This window comes from Micromonospora sp. DT4 (genome assembly GCF_049841675.1).
Lineage (GTDB): Bacteria > Actinomycetota > Actinomycetes > Mycobacteriales > Micromonosporaceae > Micromonospora.
The window spans coordinates 18707-39987 of sequence record NZ_JBNCKT010000049.1; the positions used below are offsets into that span (position 1 = coordinate 18707).

14 protein-coding genes are annotated in these 21281 nt (G+C 68.1%); 10 read left to right on the forward strand and 4 right to left on the reverse strand.

Going from position 1 to position 21281, the window contains the following annotated elements; genetic code table 11:
* The first annotated feature begins 227 nt into the window (after positions 1–227).
* From ACLQ24_RS15975 to ACLQ24_RS16020, 10 genes are all read left to right on the forward strand, one after another.
* A complete protein-coding gene (locus ACLQ24_RS15975; protein ID WP_425892423.1) occupies positions 228–1565 on the forward strand; it encodes a cytochrome P450 in 1338 nt (445 codons plus the stop codon).
* Positions 1562–2479, forward strand: a complete 918-nt coding sequence (locus ACLQ24_RS15980; RefSeq protein ID WP_425892402.1) for a terpene synthase family protein — start codon at positions 1562–1564, stop codon at positions 2477–2479. The genes ACLQ24_RS15975 and ACLQ24_RS15980 overlap by 4 nt, the downstream gene beginning before the upstream one ends.
* Positions 2472–4076, forward strand: a complete 1605-nt coding sequence (locus tag ACLQ24_RS15985; protein ID WP_425892404.1) for a prenyltransferase — start codon at positions 2472–2474, stop codon at positions 4074–4076. Before ACLQ24_RS15980 ends, ACLQ24_RS15985 begins: the two co-directional genes overlap by 8 nt.
* Positions 4077–4199: 123 nt before the next feature.
* Positions 4200–6767: a nitrate- and nitrite sensing domain-containing protein gene (locus ACLQ24_RS15990; protein WP_425892406.1), complete on the forward strand. Its 2568-nt coding sequence runs from the start codon at positions 4200–4202 to the stop codon at positions 6765–6767.
* 91 nt (positions 6768–6858) lie between these two features.
* On the forward strand, positions 6859–7281 hold the full coding sequence (locus ACLQ24_RS15995) for a roadblock/LC7 domain-containing protein (RefSeq protein ID WP_425892408.1): 423 nt from the start codon (positions 6859–6861) through the stop codon (positions 7279–7281).
* Between the two features lie 5 nt (positions 7282–7286).
* Positions 7287–7673, forward strand: coding sequence for a DUF742 domain-containing protein (locus tag ACLQ24_RS16000; RefSeq protein ID WP_425892409.1), 387 nt, complete (start codon positions 7287–7289; stop codon positions 7671–7673).
* Positions 7654–8265, forward strand: coding sequence for a GTP-binding protein (locus tag ACLQ24_RS16005; RefSeq protein ID WP_355053540.1), 612 nt, complete (start codon positions 7654–7656; stop codon positions 8263–8265). Before ACLQ24_RS16000 ends, ACLQ24_RS16005 begins: the two co-directional genes overlap by 20 nt.
* A gap of 82 nt (positions 8266–8347) precedes the next feature.
* Complete coding sequence (locus ACLQ24_RS16010) at positions 8348–8785, forward strand: YciI family protein (protein ID WP_425892411.1); 438 nt, start codon at positions 8348–8350, stop codon at positions 8783–8785.
* The gene (locus ACLQ24_RS16015; RefSeq protein WP_425892413.1) at positions 8782–9036 is read left to right on the forward strand and encodes a hypothetical protein; all 255 of its coding nucleotides are present in this window, start codon (positions 8782–8784) and stop codon (positions 9034–9036) included. The genes ACLQ24_RS16010 and ACLQ24_RS16015 overlap by 4 nt, the downstream gene beginning before the upstream one ends.
* Before the next feature lie 583 nt (positions 9037–9619).
* Positions 9620–16192, forward strand: coding sequence for a hypothetical protein (locus tag ACLQ24_RS16020; RefSeq protein ID WP_425892415.1), 6573 nt, complete (start codon positions 9620–9622; stop codon positions 16190–16192).
* Between the two features lie 248 nt (positions 16193–16440).
* On the opposite strand, the gene ACLQ24_RS16025 is transcribed toward ACLQ24_RS16020, so the two are convergent.
* From ACLQ24_RS16025 to ACLQ24_RS16040, 4 genes are all read right to left on the reverse strand, one after another.
* Positions 16441–16659: a DUF397 domain-containing protein gene (locus ACLQ24_RS16025; protein ID WP_425892416.1), complete on the reverse strand. Its 219-nt coding sequence runs from the start codon at positions 16657–16659 to the stop codon at positions 16441–16443.
* Positions 16650–17417 (reverse strand): Scr1 family TA system antitoxin-like transcriptional regulator, encoded by a 768-nt coding sequence (locus tag ACLQ24_RS16030; protein ID WP_425892425.1) that lies wholly within the window; start codon positions 17415–17417, stop codon positions 16650–16652. The genes ACLQ24_RS16025 and ACLQ24_RS16030 overlap by 10 nt, the downstream gene beginning before the upstream one ends.
* A gap of 216 nt (positions 17418–17633) precedes the next feature.
* Positions 17634–17861, reverse strand: coding sequence for a hypothetical protein (locus ACLQ24_RS16035; RefSeq protein WP_425892418.1), 228 nt, complete (start codon positions 17859–17861; stop codon positions 17634–17636).
* A 328-nt stretch (positions 17862–18189) separates the two neighbouring features.
* Complete coding sequence (locus ACLQ24_RS16040) at positions 18190–21042, reverse strand: aconitate hydratase (protein ID WP_425892420.1); 2853 nt, start codon at positions 21040–21042, stop codon at positions 18190–18192.
* Positions 21043–21281: the final 239 nt, after the last annotated feature.

A 21281-nucleotide genomic window follows, 5' to 3' on the forward strand; every position in this document is an offset into this window, starting at 1 on the left:
CCGGTCACGGACATCGGTGCTCGTCTGGGGTGTGGGTGGAATTTCACCGGTCACAGGTCTAGAGGTGTCCTGGAATTGGTGAGATGCTTCCGACGCCCAGAAGGTGAAAATTCCACAGTCCCGACCGGCCGAAGTGGACCGCCTCGGCCGGCGGGACGACGAGGAGACGTTGCATGTCCCAGGTGTCCGATGCCGGCCCCGCCCCCGTCAGCACCGAACCCCGGATGATCCCACTCCGTCGTGCCCTGCCCGCGCTGGTCCGCGACCCGCTCGGCGCGCTTGTCGGCTTCGCGGACGCGGCCGGCGGCGAGGTGGTCCGGCTGAATCTCGGCTCGTTCCGCCCGTACCTCGTCAGTCATCCCGAGCACCTGCAACGAGTGCTGAGGGACAACGTTGCCAACTACACGCGCGACGGCGAGGGTCTGTTGTGGCGGCCAGTCCGTCGGATCGTCGGCGACGCCATCCTGGTCGCCGAGGGCGAGATCTGGGAGTCCAGCCGGGGGGCGCTGCAACCGCTGTTCACCGCGAAGCGGGCCGAGACGCTCGTCGACAGGATGGCCGAGGCGATCAACGAGGCCGTCGACGAGTGGCTGGAGCCGGCCCTCGACGGTCGCCCGATCGACGGCGGCGCCGAGCTGACCCGCATCGTGCTGCGGACCACCATGCGGGTGCTCTTCGCCGACCGCATCTCGGTGCCGGACGCGTTGCGGATCAGCGCGGCGTTGGACACCGTCACCACCGCCATGCTCCCGCGCCTGCTGGTGCCCTTCGTGCCGTACGCGGTGCCGATGCCCGGCGACCGACGCTTCCGGGAGGCCGTGCGGACCATCGACGAGGTGGTGCTGCCGATCATCCGGGAGGCCCGGGCCCGGCCCACCGACGGCGACGACATCATCTCCACCCTCTGCCGGCCGCGCGCCGACGGCAGCGAACCCGACGAGTACGCGATCCGCGGGGACGTGGTGGCGATGTTCTCCACCGCCACCGAGACCACCATCGCACTGCTCTCGTGGCTGTGGCCGGTGCTGGCGTCCCGGCCCGACGTGGCCGAGCGGATGACCGAGGAGATCGAGCGGGTGGTCGGCTCCGAGCGGGTCGGCCGCGAGCACCTGCCGCAGCTGCGCTACGGCCGCATGGTGCTCGACGAGATGCTGCGGCTCTACCCGGCCGGCTGGATGATCCCCCGTACCGCCGTGGACGACGACGTGCTGGGCGGTGTGCGGATCAAGGCCGGTGGCACCGTGCTGGTCAGCCCGTACGTCACCCAGCGGATGTCGACCTTCTGGGACGACCCGGTGCTGTTCGACCCGGAGCGCTTCGCGCCGGAGAAGCCCCGCCGACGCTACCGCTACTCCTACTTCCCCTTCGGCGGCGGCCCGCACCAGTGCCTCGGGCAGTACCTGTTCCTGCTGGAGGCGCAGCTCATCGTCAGCACCGTGCTGAGCCGCTACCGGTTCCGACTGCGTGAGCCCGTCGGCCTGACACCCCGGCTCGGCGCCTCGCTGCAACCCAAGCAGCGGGCCGAGCTGATCGTCACTCCGGTCGAGCGTCCGGTCGCCTCGTGACCGGCGTGTCATGGCCGGTGCAGGCCGGGCCCGACGCCGTCGCCGAGCAGGGCCGGGTGTGCGCGCTCGCCGTACGCGGTGTCCGCGACCTGCAGGGCGTCACCGCCGCTCACCCGGAACTCTTCGACGCCGCGCCGTTCGACGCCGCGCTGCTCAGCTCGGTGGCCACCGCGATCGCGTTCACCGCGCCGTGGCACACCGCCGTCGAGCTGCGGATCACCACCCGTACCCTGCTCTGGGTCTTCGCCGCCGACTGGCAGGTCGACTACCTCGCCCGGTCCGCCGACGACGTCCGGACGATCGTGACCGACTGCCTGGCGGTCGCCGACGGCGCCGCGCCCCCGCCCGGCCGGCACCTCGCGCGGCTGCTGGCCGACCTGCGCGACGAACTGGCCACCGTGCCGGCGTTCATCCGGCTGCGCCCGATCTGGCGCGACGAGCTGGCCCGGATGCTGGTCGCTGTGTCGCGCGAATGGGACTGGAAGAACCTGCCCACCGACCCGACCACCGGGAAGCGTCTGCCGGATCTTGACCGCTACCTGGACAACGCCGACAACCTGGCCTGCTCCTTCGTCAACGTCACGCACTGGATCGCCACCGGCGACGAGAAAACCCTCGCCCAGTTGACCGACCTGCTGGACGCCGGACGTGGCGTGCAGCGGGTGCTGCGGCTGGTCAACGACCTCGCCACGCACGAGCGGGACGCCGAGTGGGGTGACCTCAACGCCCTGCTGCTGGTCGACGACCCGGCGCGGGTGCACGCCCGCCTCGCCGAGCTGACCAACCGTGCCCGAGGTGACCTGGCCGCCCTCGCCGAGCGGTGTCCGCGCCAGGCGGACTACCTGCACCGGCAAATTTCCTTCACGGGTGGCTTCTACGAGCTGTCGGACTTCTGGGGAGTACGCGATGAGTGAGGGCCCGGGGCACGTCCTGGCCGAACCGGCCACCGACGCCGCGCGCGAGCTGATCGCCGGCCTTGCGCTGCGACCGTGGGGGCAGGTCGCCCCCTCGGTGTACGAGAGCGGTCGGCTGGTCGCCGACGCGCCCTGGCTGCCGGGACACCACCAGCGGATCGCGTTCCTGCTGCGCGAGCAGCGCCCGGACGGGGCGTGGGGCCCACCCGAGGGGTACGCCCTGGTGCCCACGCTGAGTGCCACCGACGCCCTGCTCGCGGCGCTGGCCGACGGTGGATCAGCCGGCGCGCACCTGCTCGCACCGGTGACGCGCGGGCTGCACGCGCTCGCCGACCGGCTGCTCGCCACGCACGCGCGGGCACTGCCGGACACCCCGGCGCTGGACCTCATCGTTCCCGCGTTGGTCGAGTCGATCAACGGCCGGCTGTCCCGGCTGGACCGGACGACCGCCGAGCGGCTGCCCCACGCCCCGCTGGGGCTGCCCGCGGGGCTTCGCCCCGACCGGCTGCGCGCGGTACGCGCCGCGGTCGCCGCCGGGGCGACGCTGCCACCGAAGCTGGCCCACTTCTACGAGGTGCTGGACGCGACGCCGGCCGACGCCGGACCGACCCTCACCGCCGTCGGCGCGTCACCCGCCGCGACCGCCGCCTGGCTGAGCGCCGCCGGCCCGGACGCCGGCCCCGCCGCGCACGCCTTCCTGCGCAAGCTGATCCGCGACGGCGACGGTCCGGTGCCCTGCCCGACGCCGATCACCGTGTTCGAACGGGCGTGGGTGCTCGGCGGGCTGCGCCGCGCCGGTGTCGCGGTCAACCCGCCGGCGACCGTGCTGCGCACCCTGGCCAGCGCCACCGCCGCCGAGGGCGTCGCCACCGGCGAGGGTCTGCCGACCGACGCCGACACCACCTCGGTCACGCTGGACGCGTTGGCCCGGCTCGGCCACCCCGCCGACCCGGCCAGCCTGTGGGCGTACGAGACGGCGGACGGCTTCTGCACCTGGCCGGGGAGCGAGGACGGCTTCTCGGTCACCACCAACGCCCACGTGCTGGACGCGTTCGGCCAGCACGTGGCCGCGCACCCCGGCGCGGACGCGCGGTACCACCGGACGGTCGACCGGCTCAGCGCCGTCCTGCCGGCACACCAGCTCGCCGATGGCCTCTGGCAGGACCGGTGGCACGCCTCGCCGTACTACGCCACGGCCTGCTGCGTGCTGGCCTTGGCGGAGTTCGGGCGCGGCGGCGTGGCGGCCGAGGCGGTCGACCGGGCGGCCCGCCGGGTGCTGGACAACCAGCGCGCCGACGGCTCGTGGGGGCGGTGGGACGGCACGGCCGAGGAGACCGCGTACGCCCTGCAGGTGCTGTTGGCCGCGCCGACCGGAGCGCCCCGGGTCGACGACGCGGTGGCGCGCGGGCACGCCTACCTGCACCAACCGTCCGGCCGGACGGACTCTCCACTGTGGTACGGAAAAGAGCTGTACTGTCCTACCGCGATCGTTCGCGCGGCAATCCTGGCCGCCTGTCGCCTCGCCTCCGTACACCTGACGGGGGTCGACCGTTCGGTGGTGGATTGTGCTTACCAGGCAACAAAAGCAGCGACTTGAGGGGTTGTGTGAACTTTGCTAGCGTACGCAGAGCCTCAGCCCCGATGTCCCGCCATGGCGGGACGTCGTCTTCCATGATCACCCGTTGATGAGCTGAGTCAACGCCCGGCTTGGGACGGTTCAATGCGTTCTCGCGGTACGAGTATCCGCACCAAGGTTGTCGCCCTGCTGCTCTCCCTGGTCGCGCTCTGGATGTTCGCGGCATGGGTCACCCTGCGGGACGGCTTCAACCTGCTCGGTGTCCAGCTGCTCAACAGCAAGGTCTATGCGCCCAGCGAGCCGCTGTTGCAGGAGTTGCAGCTCGAGCGGCGGTTGACCCAGGCGTACCTGAGTAACCCCGACTCCGCGCAGCGCGCGGCGCTGGAGACCGAGCAGCGCAAGTCCGCGCAGTTGGCGGACGACTTCGCCGGCTCGGTCCGCAACTGGCAGGTCGACATGGCCGGCAGCCCGGCCCTCGACGCCCAGCTGGACGCCACGATCGCGCAGATGAACGGGCTCCAGCAGACCCGTGCCGACGTGCTCGGCCGCAAGGTCGACCGCGTCTCCGCCGCCGACGCCTACACGAACGCCATCGAATCGATCTTCCGGATCTACGACGTCACCGGCAGCCTGGACGACAAGGAGATCGCCGCCGACGCGGCGGCCCTGATCCAGCTCAACCGGATGAAGGAGCTGATCTCGCAGGAAGACGCGCTGCTCAGCGGCCTCTCCGGCACGGGCCGGATCAGCGGTCCTGAGTACGCCCGCTACGTCAGCCTGGTCGGCGCGGAGCGGTTCCTCGGCGAGGAGACCCGGGCCCGGCTCGCCGATGCCGACCAGCGCCGCTACCAGCAGCTCGTCGAGGGCGAGGCGTTCACCCGGCTGCGCGCCGTGCAGGACAGCATCATCCGCGACGGCCGGCCGGCGACCCAACTCCCGGTCGGCGCCGAACAGTGGCGCGGCACCGTCGAGCCGGCCCTGGCCGAGGTGAACGACAACGTCGTCGACGGCGGCGAGGACCTCGTCGGCCGGGCCACCGGTGTGGCCGTGATGGTCATCGTCCGGCTCGTGCTCGCCACCGGTCTGGGTCTGCTCGCCGTCATCGCCTCGGTCGTCGTCTCGATCACCACGGCCCGTACCCTCCTGCGCCAGCTGGACCGGCTGCGGCAGGCCGCCTGGCAGCTCGCCGACGAGCGGCTGCCCCGCGTGGTCGACCGGCTCGGCCGCGGCGAAGAGGTCGACGTCGCCACCGAGGCGCCCCCGCTGGAGTTCGGCACCGACGAGATCGGCCAGGTCGGCAAGGCGTTCAACGCCGTCCAGGAGACCGCCCTGCGCACCGCCGTCGAGCAGGCCGAGCTGCGTCGCAACGTCCGCGAGGTCTTCCTCAGCCTGGCCCGGCGTACGCAGGCGCTGGTACACCGCCAGCTCACCCTGCTCGACGCGATGGAGCGGCGGGAACACGACGCGGAGGAGCTGGAGGACCTGTTCCGGGTCGACCACCTGGCCACCCGGATGCGGCGCAACGCGGAGAACCTGATCGTGCTCTCCGGCTCCACCCCGGGCCGGGCCTGGCGGCGCAACGTCCCCATGGTGGACGTGGTGCGCGGCGCGGTCGCGGAGGTGGAGGACTACACCCGGGTCAACGTGCTGCCGCTGGGAGCTGTCTCGCTCGCCGGCCGGGCGGTCGGCGACATCATCCACCTGCTCGCCGAGCTGATCGAGAACGGCCTGTCGTTCTCGCCGCCGCACACCACCGTGGAGGTCCGCGGCCAGCTCGTGGCGAACGGGTTCGCCATCGAGATCGAGGACCGGGGCCTTGGCATGAGCGAGGAGGACCTGGCTGCGGCGAACCACCGCATCGTCGACCAGTCCGAGCTGAACCTCGCCAACGCCGCCCGGCTCGGCCTCTACGTGGTGAGCCGGCTGACCGAGCGGCACGGCGTGCGGGTTCGGCTCAAGGAGTCCGCGTACGGCGGCACCACCGCGGTCGTCCTCATCCCGCTGGAGCTGATCACGGCGAACGGAACCGACCCGGAGGACTTCGGCGCGATCCCGGCCGGCCCGACCGCCATCGCGCTGCCCGCCGGGCCGACCACCGTCGGTCCCGTCGAGGGCGGTCGTCCCGCCGGCCTCTCGACGGTCGCGGTGGCCACCGCGGCAACGGACACCAGTGCTTCGGGCGCGCCGCAGCCGGTGACCCCGGTCGCCTCGGCGCTGACCGGGAACAGCACCACCACCGAGCAGAAGGACGGGAGCGACAAGGACGTCGTACTCCCCACCCGCCAGCGGACGGCGCCGGGCGCCGCAGCGGCGGACCTGCCCAGCCGGGCGCGGCGTGTCCTGGGCCAGCCGGCCCTGGAGGGCCCGACGGTGCCCACCGGCCTGCCCGCGGTGGACCGGGCCGGAATGGGCGGCAGCGGCGGGCCGAGCGCCGACGGCGGGCCGGTTCCGGCGCGGACCGAGACGGGCCGCAGCGGCTCCGGCCTGCCGGTCCGGGTCCGCCAGGCGAACATCGTGCCCGAGCTGCGCGACGACCCGGCGGTGACCGAGTCCGACGAGGAGGACGTGGTACGGCCGCCCGAGCAGGTACGCCGGATGATGAGCTCCTATCAGACCGGTACCCGGCGCGGTAGGACCGATGCGTCGAGGCTACTCGGCGGCGCGTCGGGCGCGACGCCCGAGCCGACCGACGAGGAATCACAAGCCACCTGACCGAGCACCGGCGCTGCGGGTTTCCGCGCGGTGTGACGGTCAAGCCCAAGACGAATACGGCGCAACTGCCGGGCGAGAAGAGGACGACGAAGTGGCCCAGAAGACGGCTTCGAGTGCCGACCTGACGTGGTTGCTGGATGATCTGGTGGGCCGGGTGAAGCAGGCCGAGCATGCGGTCGCGCTCTCCACCGACGGGTTGTTGATGGCTTCCTCGGAGGGGCTGAGCCGGGACGACGGCGAGCACCTCGCGGCGATGGCGGCCGGCATCCAGAGCCTGGCCCGGGGCGCCGGCAAGCGCTTCGGCGGCGGGCAGGTGCAGCAGACCATCATCGAGATGCAGTCGTCGTTCCTGTTCGTCACCGCCGCCGGCCGGAACGCCTGCCTGGCGGTCCTCGCCACCGAGGACGCCGACGTCGGTCTCATCGCGTACGAGATGGCGATGCTCGTCACCCGCGTCGGCAAGTACGTGGCCTCCCCATCGCGGGGCACCGAACAGTCGGCTGGCGAGAGGTAACGGCCATGACGGTGCAGGGGGAGTCCGCAGAGCATCAGTGGGTGGATGACCATGCGGGCCCGGTGGTGCGCCCGTACGCGATGACACGTGGGCGCGCCCGCCCGATCACCGGCACGTTCGACCTGATCTCTCTGGTCACCGCGACCCGCGCCGACGTGACGCCGGAGGTCGGTCTCGGTCCCGAGCACCTGGCGATCGTCGGCCTGTGCCAGCGAATACAGTCCGTCGCCGAGATCGCCGCCCACCTCGACCTGCCGGTGGGGACCATCCGGGTGCTCCTCGGCGACCTGGCGGCCCGCAACCTCGTGCAGGTACGCGAACCGCAGACCACGGCCGGTCTTTCCGACAACAGCATCTTCGAGGCGGTAATCAATGGACTACGGGCACTCTGACCGGCCGGCGGGAGCGACGCCACTGCCCACCGCGATCAAGATCCTGGTCGCCGGTGGCTTCGGCGTGGGCAAGACCACCATGGTCGGAGCAGTAAGCGAGACCCGGCCGTTGCGCACCGAGGAGGTGCTGACCGAGACCGGCGTCGGTATCGACGATCTGTCCGGGGTGGAGGGTAAGACCACCACCACCGTGGCGATGGACTTCGGTCGGATCACCATCAGCGACGACCTGGTGCTCTACCTGTTCGGCACGCCCGGGCAGGACCGGTTCTGGTTCGTCTGGGACGAGCTCGCGCTCGGCGCGATCGGCGCGGTGGTCCTGGCCGACACCCGTCGGCTGGCCGACTGCTTCCCGTCGATCGACTACTTCGAGGGCCGGGGCACCCCGTTCGTCGTGGCGGTGAACTGCTTCGAGGGCGCACGCCAGTACCGGCTCGACGAGGTGCAGACCGCGCTGAACCTCGACCCGGGCGTACCGGTGCTGCTCTGCGACGCCCGTCAGCGCGAGTCCAGCAAGGAGGTGCTCGTGACCCTGATGGAGCACGCCATGAAGACCCGCGAGGCTCGCCGGCGCGCCGCCAGCGGGGACTGACCGAAGTTTTCCGGGGAGGCTGTCCGGAACGCTCCTGTCCGCTCGTCATGCTGGCGACAACCCGAGCGACAGGAAGTGACCGATGAAGTTCATGATGTTCGTTTGCAGCGACGCCGCACCGGACACCGACCCGACCGAGCCGCACGACATCCACAAGTGGGTGGCGGACAACGACGCGCGTGGTCGGCGGCTGACCGGCAACGTGCTCGGGCCTGCCGGTGCTGCCACCACGGTCCGTGTTCGTACCGGCGGGCTGCTGGTCTCCGAGGGGCCGTTCGCGGAGACTGCCGAGGTGATCGTGGGCTTCGACCTGCTCGACCGTGCCGACCTGGGCGAGGCGATCTGCACCGGCATCGCCGAGGGCTCGGCCGCCCTCGAGCGGGTACGCCATGACGGGCCGTACGCGTGGCAGGCCGGATCGCCGCCTGCCACGCCATCGCCGTCTCGGTCGACGACACCGCCTGGCCGGCGATCGCACGCTCCTACGACGCGTTGGCCGACCCCCGGCCCGCGCCGGTGATCGCGCTCAACCGGGCGGTCGCGCACGGCTACGCGTACGGGCCGGGCGTCGGGTTGGTGCTGCTCGACGCGGTGCGAGCCGGGGGAGGTCTGGACGGCTACCCGCTCGCTGCGGCGGTGGAGGCCGACCTGGTGGCCCGGCGGGGCGACCGACGTCGCGCCGCCGCACTGTTCCGGGAGGCGGCGGCGATGGTGGATTCGACTGCGGAGCGTCGAGCACTGCTGGAATGCTCGGCCGAACTCGCACCCTAGGCGCCGGTCGGGGCATCGGAGAGTGCTGCGGGGGTCAATCTTGGACCCTTTCCGTCTTCAGCTAACGGGACCTGTTCAAAATCTCGGCTTCGGACGGGGGCGCGGGCCCCTCTCAAACACGCTCCCAGCCCAGCCCTGAGCCACCGAACCCTCGTTCAGCATGACGGTCAACTGTTTGCGCTGCTCACCGGGTCAAGCTTGCAGTCCGTACCGCCGGGCCCCGCTGACGCCAGAGCCGCCTTCCCCCGGGCGCCGCCCCTCCCGCACGGACTACTCCGAAACCCGCAGCTCAGCAGCAATCTCCGCAGTCGCCCTGCACCTCGAACATGATCGCAGCCTGCCCCCGGACCACTTCGCGTCGGGCCCTGGCCGCCGTACTCATCCCACCACCAGCCGGACACCTCATTACCCCGGCCGACCGACCCATCGATCCGAATCACGCCACCGCGCCGACAGACTCAAACTTCACCTTCTGTATCTTTCATCGTCAACGGCGAGCCGGCTCAAGCGTTGCGAAGATCACCCCACTGCCGCGTACCCGTTGGAATAGATCGTCTATAACCTCAATCGACGGGGAGGGCATATGGCGGATATTGCGCGTTTGGTTTGTCCTGAGTCCCACATCACGTGGGTGCGTTCCGGTTTTTTTGTGGGTCCCGGGCGGGTGTCGGTGCCGTCCGAAGCACTGCGCGCCGATCCGGTGCCTGGCCTGCATCTGGTTCACACTGTGCCGGAAGCGGCTTGGTCCAGCGTATTCACAGGGGCCTTGTTGGCGCTGCCCCTAGGTGTGCTCGCCAGGACGGTGGAGGCTCCGCCCGAGGCGGTTGCCGTCGCGCTCGATTTCGCTGAGGCGGTTGCTCGCGCTAACAGGATGCGTGTACCGGTTCGCGTTCCCGGTAATGCCCTGGTTGATTCCGGCAGCGGACGGGTGTTGCCGGTGGATGTCGAGGGGAATCCCACCAGCGCGGTCAGCACCGACTACGTTTTGGTGCTGCCGGAAGCTCATCTCGTCGCCGAGCACGCTTCTAGCATCACGGAAACCGGCGTCAACCTGGCTCAGCCTGTTCCGGGACGCCCGGGGCCGCTTTTGGTCCGGTTGGCTGGCACTCGCGCCGAGGTGGGTCTGCCGCGTGCAATCGTCAACGCCCGTTTCGCTGGCGTCGGTCTGACGACTGCGTCGGCCGGTGAGGCTCGCAGCGTTGAAGGCGGCGTGATTGGGCTGTGGCGGGAGTTGTCGGTCCTGACAGCGGGCCAAGCCGTTCGGATCCGGGTCACTTCAGCCGAGGGCGTCGAGGAGCTTCTGGCGATCCGCTCACCCGACGGCGTCGCTCTGGTCAGAGAAACTGAGGCAGGCGTCGAGGCCGCAGACCTTCCTTGGAAGGTAAGCGCGCTTCGCCTCACTGCGGTGAACGTGCTGATCCCGGTGGTGGACGAGAGACGCCTGGTAGACGTTGCAGTAAAACCCATCGCTGCGGGCAGACGTCTGCGTCGACCGCCGCGTGCTCCGATGACCGTTGCTGGGCTTGAGAAGTTGAGCGTCTCTGTCGCGTCGCCCACGGACGAGTTGAATGCGTGCACATTGCTGCTGCACGGCTTCCGGGACGCCTTGTTTCCCGCCGGGGTACACGCCAGCGAGGTCCTCGACGATGTGCGCATCGGCACAAGGCGCGGCGGGATCGAATTCGCCTCCCCCCACCGGTGGGACCTGATCGACTCGGTAGAGTCTGTGAAAGCCGCGTTATCTGCGCTGGCATTGGGCAGCGTGGCGTTCTTACTGGTGGATCGAGCTCGCGGCAAGGGCCACGCGGTCGCCATCTACAAGCCCACCGATGCTGAATTGCAGTGGGTCGACCTATCCGCACCCGGTGGGCCGGCCGTCACCGCCGTGCCCGGCCCCGAACAGCGGCTAAAAGACCACGGCCCCGAACAGCGGTTAACGGCGCATACCCCTACAGCTGGTCAGGTGTCGCTGCGGGTGCTGGTGGTTGACGCGGAAGGCCGACGCGTACCACTGCGACGCACCGTCGCATCAACGTCGGCCGCTGGTGCCTTGCTCGACCCGCCCGGCCACCGAGAGTACGCAGGCTCCGGCACCGAAACTGAATTTCCGAACATCGTCGCCTTCCCGGGTGTGGCCAATGACGGCATCCAGGAAGGCGACATCCTTATCGCTCACTCGTCTGGAGCGCTCACCGTCCAGATCAAGTTTGAGCACATCTATGTTGGCAGGAGTAACCTGCTGTATCGAACCGTTGAGTTGGCACGACAGTCAGGCGAGCCTCAGCCCAAGATGAATAGAGTTCCGATTCTCGAATTTGTCAGTGGCGTCACACAAAATTTTGAAGGGGATTCGGGAGATCGTGGGCGGTCTTTAGTGGCTAGCACGCTTCGTCGTATGGAGTCGGTGGTTGACCATATGGTCTCCGAGCCGGGGGTAGCTGCGCCAAGACTCCCTTTAACGGAGATCTTCTCTCAGTCGGCGGGTTTCACGTTCACCGAACTGGGTGCGAGAGCGCGGATCGGAGGCCGTCCGATTGGCAGCGAAAATGGCGCCCGTTTCCAGCGCACGCTTGGCGTGAACATCGGCGGGCTTCGCGCGTTCCTGAGGCATGTGCATGAAAACACTTGGCAACCTTGGGCCAAACGACATCTAGCCGACGGGTTGGCATTCGGCGATCTGCTCGCCGCCCGGTTCTTTGTCTGGCGCGAGTTCGGCCAGCAGCCGAGGATGCTGTCTTCGGGGGATGTCCGTGACATCTTCAGCAAAATTAGCGGCGATATGGACGCCCAGCGACTGTCCGGATATTGCGCACTCCTCTACTCCAACGCGGCAGCTAAGATGCACGGCGTCGTGATACCCAACGGCCCGATCGAGGGACACCTCGCGGCGGCGTCACGCAACGCGATGGCTGACATCCACGCGGCCCTACCGGACGACGTGCGACGCTACCTGAAGGCCGACCATGCGTTCATTTCGGACACGTTCCGGCAAAGAGCTCAGCAGGCTGTCGAGCACGCCGACCCTCAGGCTGCCGCAGCATTCTCCAGCAATTACCGCCGCCTCAATGGCATGGCCGACGGCACGCCCGTCGACTTCGCAAGCGGGATCTATGCCGGGAATCCGCTCGATGCAGGCAATGCTGAGAAGGTGGAGCGCGAACACCGCCACTCGGCTATGGCATATTTTGATCAAGGGTTGCAGCCAGCCGAGGCGTCCGCGATCAACCAGTTGCGTAGCTTGAATGTGCGCGGGATTGATTCCCTGGATTTCGCCAACAAGGTTCTGCCGCTGGTGACCATAGAGGTGCGCTCCTACGGCGATCGCCTGCTCACCGTCGATGAGGCGCTGGCTCATCACGACACGCTCACCGGCATCGTTCGCAATGAGTTCACACGCGAACGCGGATATTCGGCGGAAGCCGCCCGCAGCCAATCATGGCGGACAAGCGCGAGAGTTGAGGTGCGGCGAATTCTCGACGCACCCAGGCCGGGGTTGTTGGATCAGCTGTGGCAGGAGTTCCGGCAGGGGCGGCGGCGTCCGGACTGGCAGCGGCAGCCGCTGGACCGCCTGCCGTTGTGGGGGCGTGACCCATTTGCGCTGCGTGATCTGCCACCACCACCTGAGTTTTTGGCCGGCCGGGACTTCGATGACCTTCCCACGGGGACGCTGGTTGATCTGTTTCGCCGGCTCGATTTGACCGCAGCGGCCGCACCAGTGGACGTTGACGGCGTGTTACCGAACCCGGCAACGGTATGGCAAAGCTCCAACGTCACCTGGATGGGGCCGTTGGCCAAGGAAACCGATCGGGACGGCAGCCTCCTGGCCCATATCGAAATGCCGCCGATCGTGCACACGTTCTGGTACGGGAGCGTTCTGGACGGATCCCGCCCAATGACCCATAAGTTCCAGGGCTCCATCGCAAATTCGGCGAAGGCGGCCGCGCTTCGGGGATTCACCACTGTGCTGTGGACGACGGTGACCCGTGCGGAGTTCCGGTCGCTATCTCCTGCAGTCAATAACATGCGGGAGTGGGCGATCCGCAACAAGATTTTCTTGATCAATGTGCATGAGGTCTTCAACTCCGCGATGCCCATGCGCCTGATGCCCGAGTTTCAACTCGCGCTTTCGAAGGGTACAACCGGAGGGTACGCCGAAGCCAAAGACATCTCGTTACCGGAAGTCCTTCTTCGATTTGGTGGCATAGGCATCGACGGCGACAATGAATTGCGCGGCGTGTCAAAGCTTCACCGACTGTTTTTGGCTCATGGATTTGCGCTGGAATTGATTCGCGCTGGACGATCCTACGCCTTCAGCAACTCATCAGTAATGGCTGCGCGTGACCATCCGGTAACAAAGAAGCTCATTGACTTGCTGCGTAGCAACTACGCCCAGCGCTTGGCCACGTTGGCTCTTGGTTCGCACGCGGTGGAAAACACTGAGAGAGCTCATATTAAGTATTATGTGCAGGGTGGAGGTAGGCGAAGAGCTCGATCAATCATCGAACGTAGCGGGCCCGCCAATATTGATCTTTTGGTGAATTCCATAGGTTATGATTACCGTAGCGTTCCGGCAATTACCCAAGCCGAGATCGCCACTGGTTCCGCCCATAGCTGGATGCCGGAGTTGCACCGGGCCCCTGGCGTTTCGAGCGGCGTACACGTGGGCGCGCCGGTGGTTCCGGCGCTGCGGCGGGCCGTCACGTATCTCATTCGTGAATTGGCAAATCGTGAAGGTGACCTTCATCTGCTGGCGGTCGAGCCGTTGTTGAAGGACCTTCCGGATTCCGCTGGCGCCTGGGACGCGGTCATTGGGTTCCTCCTCACGCTGCCCTTCTTTCGCGACCGCGTCCGGTCAGTCACCTATTCCGGCTTCCGAAATCTGAACGACAAGAAGGACGACCAAGCGGAGGTCGAGCTGCACACGATCGAGCTTCCTCGCTCCGTGAGGCAGGCTCTCGATATCCCGGTGCTGGCCCGCGAGAAGCGCGGTACGCGCATGTTGCGGGGAGCATTCCAGGTGCCGGTCAATCTGCCCCATCAAACCAGCTTGACAGTTGACTTCGATGAGCGACGTACTGACCTGGACAGCACTCCCGTGGAGCTGATGAAGGCTGCCAGGTCGATCGCCGCCGATGTGAGATACGGCATGCAGGTCGATGTCTTCGTGGAAGGCGGCGGGACCGGCGCGGGCAGCCTATTCGGGATGGCCCGGGGGGCGGGCGACTCCGGATCGGCTCGTGCGGCCACCGTGCATCGCCTACTCGCGGATCAGATCGGGAGGGCCTCGAATCTTCTGGTGCTTCACCCCCCGTTCTCCCGTGGCGCGGGTGAATCGATCGGTCCCGTGAAGATCACCTCGCGGCAGCGCCGCACGGTAGTTGTTTGGTGGATTCGTCGGTTGCCGCCGCTCATCGAACCAGTGCAGGTGAGGGTCGTCAGTGGTGACTCCCTTCTTAGCTCAACAGTTTCGGTGCTGCGTGACCTGGCGTACGACGTGGTCGACAGCTCCGCGGACGGTGCCCTGGAGTTGGAGGTCGCGGGCCCCTCCCGGGCGCGCGTGCACGCCGTGCTACGGGAACTGATCCCGCAGGTGTTCCGAAGCCTTCAAGAGCAGGGTCGATCGGTGCGCGACGTGACCGTAGCCGAGGTCCAAGCGCCCGATAACCTGCGCAACGACACGGTGCTTATCCGTCCGCGCCTGCAGCGAGTCGTGCCCGTCACGCCTGCTGACCTGAGCCTGGTGGAGCACGTCAACGAAGCCTTGATGCGCCATCTCATCCCGCAGACGCCGGCGGTCATCCTCGAAGCGGTCGAAACACTGCGTCTGCGCACCCGAGACGAGCGGGCCGTGGACAGGGTCGTCGAGCATTTCCGCACCGCACAGCATCCGCTACGGCCACGCGGTGGCTCAGGACGCGGTGACTGGCTCGGCGCTGCCGTAGCGGCAGCAGGTGACCTGGCTACCGGTGGTCGGATCGGCGCGGCTGCCCGACGGCGGGCTGGCGCCGAGCAGCCCATCGTGGTCGAGCAGCAGAGCGCTCTCAAACACTCAAGTATTGCCGCTGCCGGGATGCCAAGTTGGTCGTTGCGGCTACCTGCTGGGGTCACCGCAGGTGTGAATGTCCACGTGATCTCCTTTCGAAAGGGCACCGAAGCCCGCCCGGAACTCGTTCCGCTGGTCGAGGCGGCGGCTCAAGGGAGCATTCCAGTGATTGTGGTGGATGTACCGAACATTGGGCGTCCCGCTCGGGCTACCGAAATCGCCACGTTGAACGAACTGCTCGAGCAACTCGCCCAGCGTGAACTGCTGCCGGTGGTGATCACCCTCGGGGATGACGATGAAAATCTACTCAGGGTGACACGGTGTTACGGTGCTGCGGTTCTGCATCCGACGCTCGACAAACTGCGTCCCTCCGGATTGGCTACCGAATCCGCAGCCTCCGGGCGGGGCTCCCTACAGGCGGGTTACCAGTGGAAGGTTGAACCGTCCGACAAAATCTGGTCCAGGGTCGACGCCGCTGTCCTGGACGCGGCGGCGAAGCTAGCCAAGGGGACCGAGGCGGTCGCCCGAGTCGAGGACGTACTCGGCGAGCTGATCTGGGCACCGGATCTCAAGGCCGCCCGCGTCCACTTCGACAGGCTTCGGAAAAACTGGTCGCGAAAGCAGATGGAGGCCGGCCTGGCCCAGGTTGAGCGGATGAACGAGCGGGTCCCCGCTCAGCCCCGACTCAACATCTTCGCTCCGATACTGCAGTTCGGCGCGGCCGGCCACGCCGACATCGTTTTCGACTACGCGGCCAACGTGGCGCCACGGCCCCAACTGCTCCTCAATCTAGTCGACCGGCTACACAAGGCCGAGCAACTCGACGCGTCAACCGGGCACAGTTTTACCACCGACAACCTCAAAGCCATGGTCAAGGCGACCGGCACCAATGACATCTCCAACTGGATACTCGGCGTGCTCGCCGACATCCAGGGTGGAAGGTTCGACCGCGCCCGCGCCTTCGCCGAGGCCAACCGCAATACCCTTAGCAGGGAGCAGAGGCAACAATGGGTCGATGCCCTCGCCGGCCTCCATCACACGAAGCACCACCACAGTGCCGAGCTCGAACAACTAGTCACGGCTGTCTTCGATTGCGAGAAAGTCAAAGGCTGACACAGAGCGACGGTCCTACGCACAGGCAACGGGTCGGCCTCGATCAACGCACCCAACTGCTCCTCGCCGACCCGGAACCTGCCAACCATCGCCTCCTGCGCGGAGCCGTGCACGGATCCAGCAGCATCAACTCACCCGCGGGCAACCGCACCGCGACCGACGCCAGATCATCCACCACCACGGACATCGACGAAGCACCAGGACTCTTGGTGGTGGCGGCGTCAACCCACGATCCGTTCGGGACGTCACTAACATGCGAGACACGCTCTCTCGGAGACCCAGCCGCGCTTGGCCGACACCAGGAATCGGGCCCAGGTCGCCGTGTCGAGGGCGAGCGCCGGACCGGTTGGGTCCTTCGAGTCGCGTACGCCGATGACGCCCGCGAGGTTGTCGGCCACCTCGACGCAGTTGCCGCCGTTGTTGCCACTCCTGGTGCTCTTGCGCCACCGAGCGCCGGTCAGGTCCATGATGCTGCCGCTTCCCTGATGAGGTTGCGGGACTGTGCACGAGACAGGGCGCCGTCGCGAATGCGTTCCCACCGTCGGTCGAGCGTAGCAACGTCGGCTGTTTTTTCGATGAGCTGCGCCTGCGCCTGACTGGCGACGTGGGCTACCCGCGCCCCGTCCGGCATCTCCGCGACGGTGAACGGCCCACCGAGGCCCGGATACATGCCGTGGTCGGCGGGCACGACGAACAGCGACACGTTCGGCAGGCAACCCAGCTCGGCCAGCCGTTCGCACTGCTCTCGCATCATGGACCGGTCGCCAGCAAGGGTGCGCCGGAGGACTGCCTCGTCCAGGACCGCGACGATCAGCGGTGGGCGCTCCCTTCGCAGGATGGCTTGGCGGCTGAGCCGTACCTTGGCGAGATCGTCGGCCTCGGACGGAGTCAGCGCCTCACCGACCAGCGTCGCCAGCGCGTACGCCTTGGTCTGAAATAGCCCCGGTATCCAGGCGAATTCGAACCAGCGCAGCGACAGCGCCTCACGTTCGATCTCGGCCCAGGGCCGGAACCAGGCTGGTGTCCGGCGCTTCAACGCGTCGGGCCACAGCTCGTCGACGTTCCGGCCGAGGAGTTCGGCGACCCGCGCACGATGACGCGTCTGCGGAATTCGTCCCGTGCTCGCCCACTTCGCCGCCGTCTTCGGATCGACACCAATCTGAGCAGCGAGGGTGTCCGCTGTGTGGCCTTTTTCGACCATGGCAGCCTGTACGGCTCGATTCATCTCCATGCCCTCCAGAACGTTCCAGACGTCGGAGGTAGATACTTCTGCGCAGTGTAATTGATTGGCAACCCTCGGCAAGGTGCTATGGAGACAGCAGTCAAGAGGGAGGCAGGATGCCCGAGGAGAAGCGCCGGGATCACACGAAGCCAACTGTCGGTCCATTGCCGAGCCGGCCGAAGCAGCCGCGTCAGAGGCCGCCGCGCTCGATCGAGCGCGTCATTCCACCGCATCACGGTGCAGGTCGCGCCGCCAACGTCGTACCCGGGTCACGCCGGCGGCCCGGGTGCGGCCCGCCGGCCGCGCGCACACCGCCGATGGTCCTTCCTGGATCTGCGACGCCTGCGGGCAGGACTGGCCCTGCCCGGCGCTGCGAGCGACCCCGACGGACGCCGCCCGCCGCGCGTCCCTAATCCCCGAGTTCTCCCGGATCACCCGCCGGGCCATCCGCGACCTGCGCGGCCGGCCGGACGGGCCCGACCCTGTCGCCATCGTCCGCCGTTTCTCTGGTTCCTGCCGCTGACCGACGAGGAGGCCCGCGCGGTCGCGCTGCGGCTGCGCTGAGCGGGGACCTGTTCCCGGATCCTTCGCTGGCCGTACCTCTTTCTTGCCCTTTGCTCTGCTTCAACTGGCGCAACGGCACCGCACCGCCAGTGTTGCGCCGAGTGAAGCAGAGCAAAGGGCGCGAGACAGTTACCCGGGGCACGGGAAGGCAGAGATGTTGAAGGGCCGCTCCCCGCCAGTGCGGGAAGCGGCCCTTCTCAGGTGTACGACGTCAGTTGGCGATCATGCGGCGCAGCACGTACTGCAGGATGCCACCGTGGCGGTAGTAGTCCGCCTCACCCGGGGTGTCGATGCGCACGACGGCCTCGAACTCCACGCCCGTGTCGGTCGTGACCGTCACCGTGCGCGGGGTGTCGCCGTCGTTCAGGGCGGTCACACCGGTGATGGTGAACATCTCGGTGCCGGTGAGGCCCAGTGACTCGGCGGTGACGTCCACCGGGAACTGCAGCGGCAGTACGCCCATGCCGATGAGGTTGGAGCGGTGGATCCGCTCGTACGACTCGGCGATGACCGCCCGGACGCCCAGCAGCATGGTGCCCTTGGCCGCCCAGTCCCGCGACGAGCCCGACCCGTACTCCTTGCCGGCCAGGATGACCAGCGGAATGCCGGCCTCCTGGTAGGCCATCGAGGCGTCGTAGATCGAGGTCTGCTCGCCGGTGAGGTGGTTGACGGTGAAGCCGCCCTCCACCCCGGGCACCAGCTGGTTACGCAGCCGGATGTTGGCGAACGTGCCCCGGATCATCACCTCGTGGTTGCCCCGGCGCGAGCCGTACGAGTTGAACTCGTGGCGCGGCACGCCGTGCTCGGCGAGGTAGGTGCCGGCGGGGGAGTCGGCCTTGATCGCGCCGGCCGGCGAGATGTGGTCGGTGGTCACCGAGTCACCCAGCTTGGCCAGCACCCGCGCGCCGGAGATGTCGACGACCGGGCTCGGCTCCTGCTGCATGCCCTCGAAGTACGGGGGCTTGCGCACGTAGGTCGAGTCGCTGTCCCAGGCGAAGGTGTCGCCGGTCGGGGTGGGCAGCGACTGCCAGCGCTCGTCGCCGGCGAAGACGTCGGCGTACGCGGCGCTGAAGCCGGTCGCGCCGATCGCCTGGGCGATGACGTCCTGGATCTCGGCGCTGTTCGGCCAGATCTCGCGCAGGTAGACCGGGTTGCCGTCGCTGTCCTCACCGATCGGCTCGTTGGCCAGGTCGATGTCCATCGTGCCGGCGAGGGCGTACGCGACGACCAGCGGCGGAGACGCCAGGTAGTTCATCTTGACGTCCGGGTTGATCCGGCCCTCGAAGTTGCGGTTGCCCGAGAGCACCGAGACGACCGACAGGTCGTGCTCGTTGACCGCGGCCGACACCTCCTCGGGCAGCGGGCCCGAGTTGCCGATGCAGGTCGTGCAGCCGTAGCCGACCAGGTTGAAGCCGAGCTTGTCCAGGTACGGCGTGAGGCCGGCCCGCTCGTAGTAGTCCATGACGACCTTCGAGCCCGGGGCCAGGGTCGTCTTCACCCACGGCTTGCGGGTCAGGCCCTTCTCGACCGCGTTGCGGGCCAGCAGGGCCGCCCCGATCATCACCTGCGGGTTGGACGTGTTGGTGCACGAGGTGATCGCCGCGATCACCACGGCGCCGTGGTCCAGCTCGTACTCGGCGCCGTCGGTGCCGGTGACCCGGATCGGGTTGCTGGCCCGGCCGCCCGCGCCCGCGGCGGCGGTCTCCAGGTCGCGCGGCTCGTCGGCCGGGTCGCTGAACTCGTTGGCCGGCGGGTCGCTGGCCGGGAACGACTCGGCGCTGGCTTCGTCGGCCGGACCGTTCGCGCCGCGCGGCAGCTCCTCGCGGGCCACGCTCGGCTTGAGAACACCCCCGTCGGTGGAGTCGTCGGCGACGTAGTCGGTCAGCGCCGAGCGGAACAGCGTCTTCGCGCTGCCCAGCGGCACCCGGTCCTGGGGGCGCCGCGGGCCGGCGAGCGACGGCTCGATGGTGCCCAGGTCCAGCTCCAGGCGCTCCGAGTACGACGGCTCGGCCGCTGGGTCGTGCCAGAGGCCCTGCTCCTTGGCGTACGCCTCGACGAGCGCCACCTGCTGCTTCTCGCGGCCGGTCAGCTCCAGGTAGCGGATCGTCTCGCCGTCGATCGGGAAGATCGCCACGGTGGAGCCGTACTCCGGGGACATGTTGCCGATCGTGGCCCGGTTGGCCAGCGGCACGGCGCTCACGCCGGGGCCGTAGAACTCGACGAACTTTCCGACCACGCCGTGCTTGCGCAGCATCTCGGTGATGGTCAGCACGAGGTCGGTGGCGGTGGTGCCGGCCGGCATCTCGCCGGAGAGCTTGAAGCCGACGACCCGGGGGATCAGCATGCTGACCGGCTGGCCGAGCATCGCGGCCTCGGCCTCGATGCCGCCGACGCCCCAGCCCAGCACGCCCAGGCCGTTGACCATCGTGGTGTGCGAGTCGGTGCCGACGACGGTGTCCGGGTACGCCTGGCCGTTACGTTCCATGATCGTGCGGGCCAGGTACTCGATGTTGACCTGGTGCACGATGCCGGTGCCGGGCGGGACGACCTTGAACTCGTTGAACGCGGTCTGGCCCCAGCGCAGGAACTGGTAGCGCTCCCTGTTGCGCTCGTACTCCAGCTCGACGTTGCGGGCGAACGCGTCCTCGCGGCCGAACAATTCGGCGATGACCGAGTGGTCGATGACCAGCTCGGCGGGGGCGAGGGGGTTGACCTTGGTGGCGTCGCCGCCCAGGTCACGCACGGCCTCGCGCATGGTGGCCAGGTCGACCACGCAGGGGACACCGGTGAAGTCCTGCATGAGCACCCGCGCCGGGGTGAACTGGATCTCCACGCTCGGGTGGGCGGTGGGGTCCCATCCGCCGAGCTGGCGGATGTGGTCGGCGGTGATGTTCGCGCCGTCCTCGGTCCGCAGCAGGTTCTCCAGCAGGATCTTCAAGCTGTACGGCAGCCGGTCGTGGCCGTCCACCTTGTCGATCTTGAAAATCTCGTAGCTCGCGTCTCCGACGCGTAGCTGGGTCTTCGCACCGAAGGTGTCGAGGCTCGCCACGTCGTACTCCTTCACACCAGCGACCGTGAGTAGTCCTGAGCAGTCTGTCGCACCGGCCGGGGTGCCGCCGAGGTTAGGTAGCACTTACCGCCGATTCCGATCTCAACAAAACCGTACGTCCGTCTTGCTATTTCCGCAACCCGGCGGGGTTCGCCTCCCGACCTGATCCCTAGCCTCCTAGTAGCGTGTCGCTGCCTATCGGCCGTGTTGTTGCGGTGTGCTGTTCCCTGACGGGTTCCTTTCCCTTCAGCCCG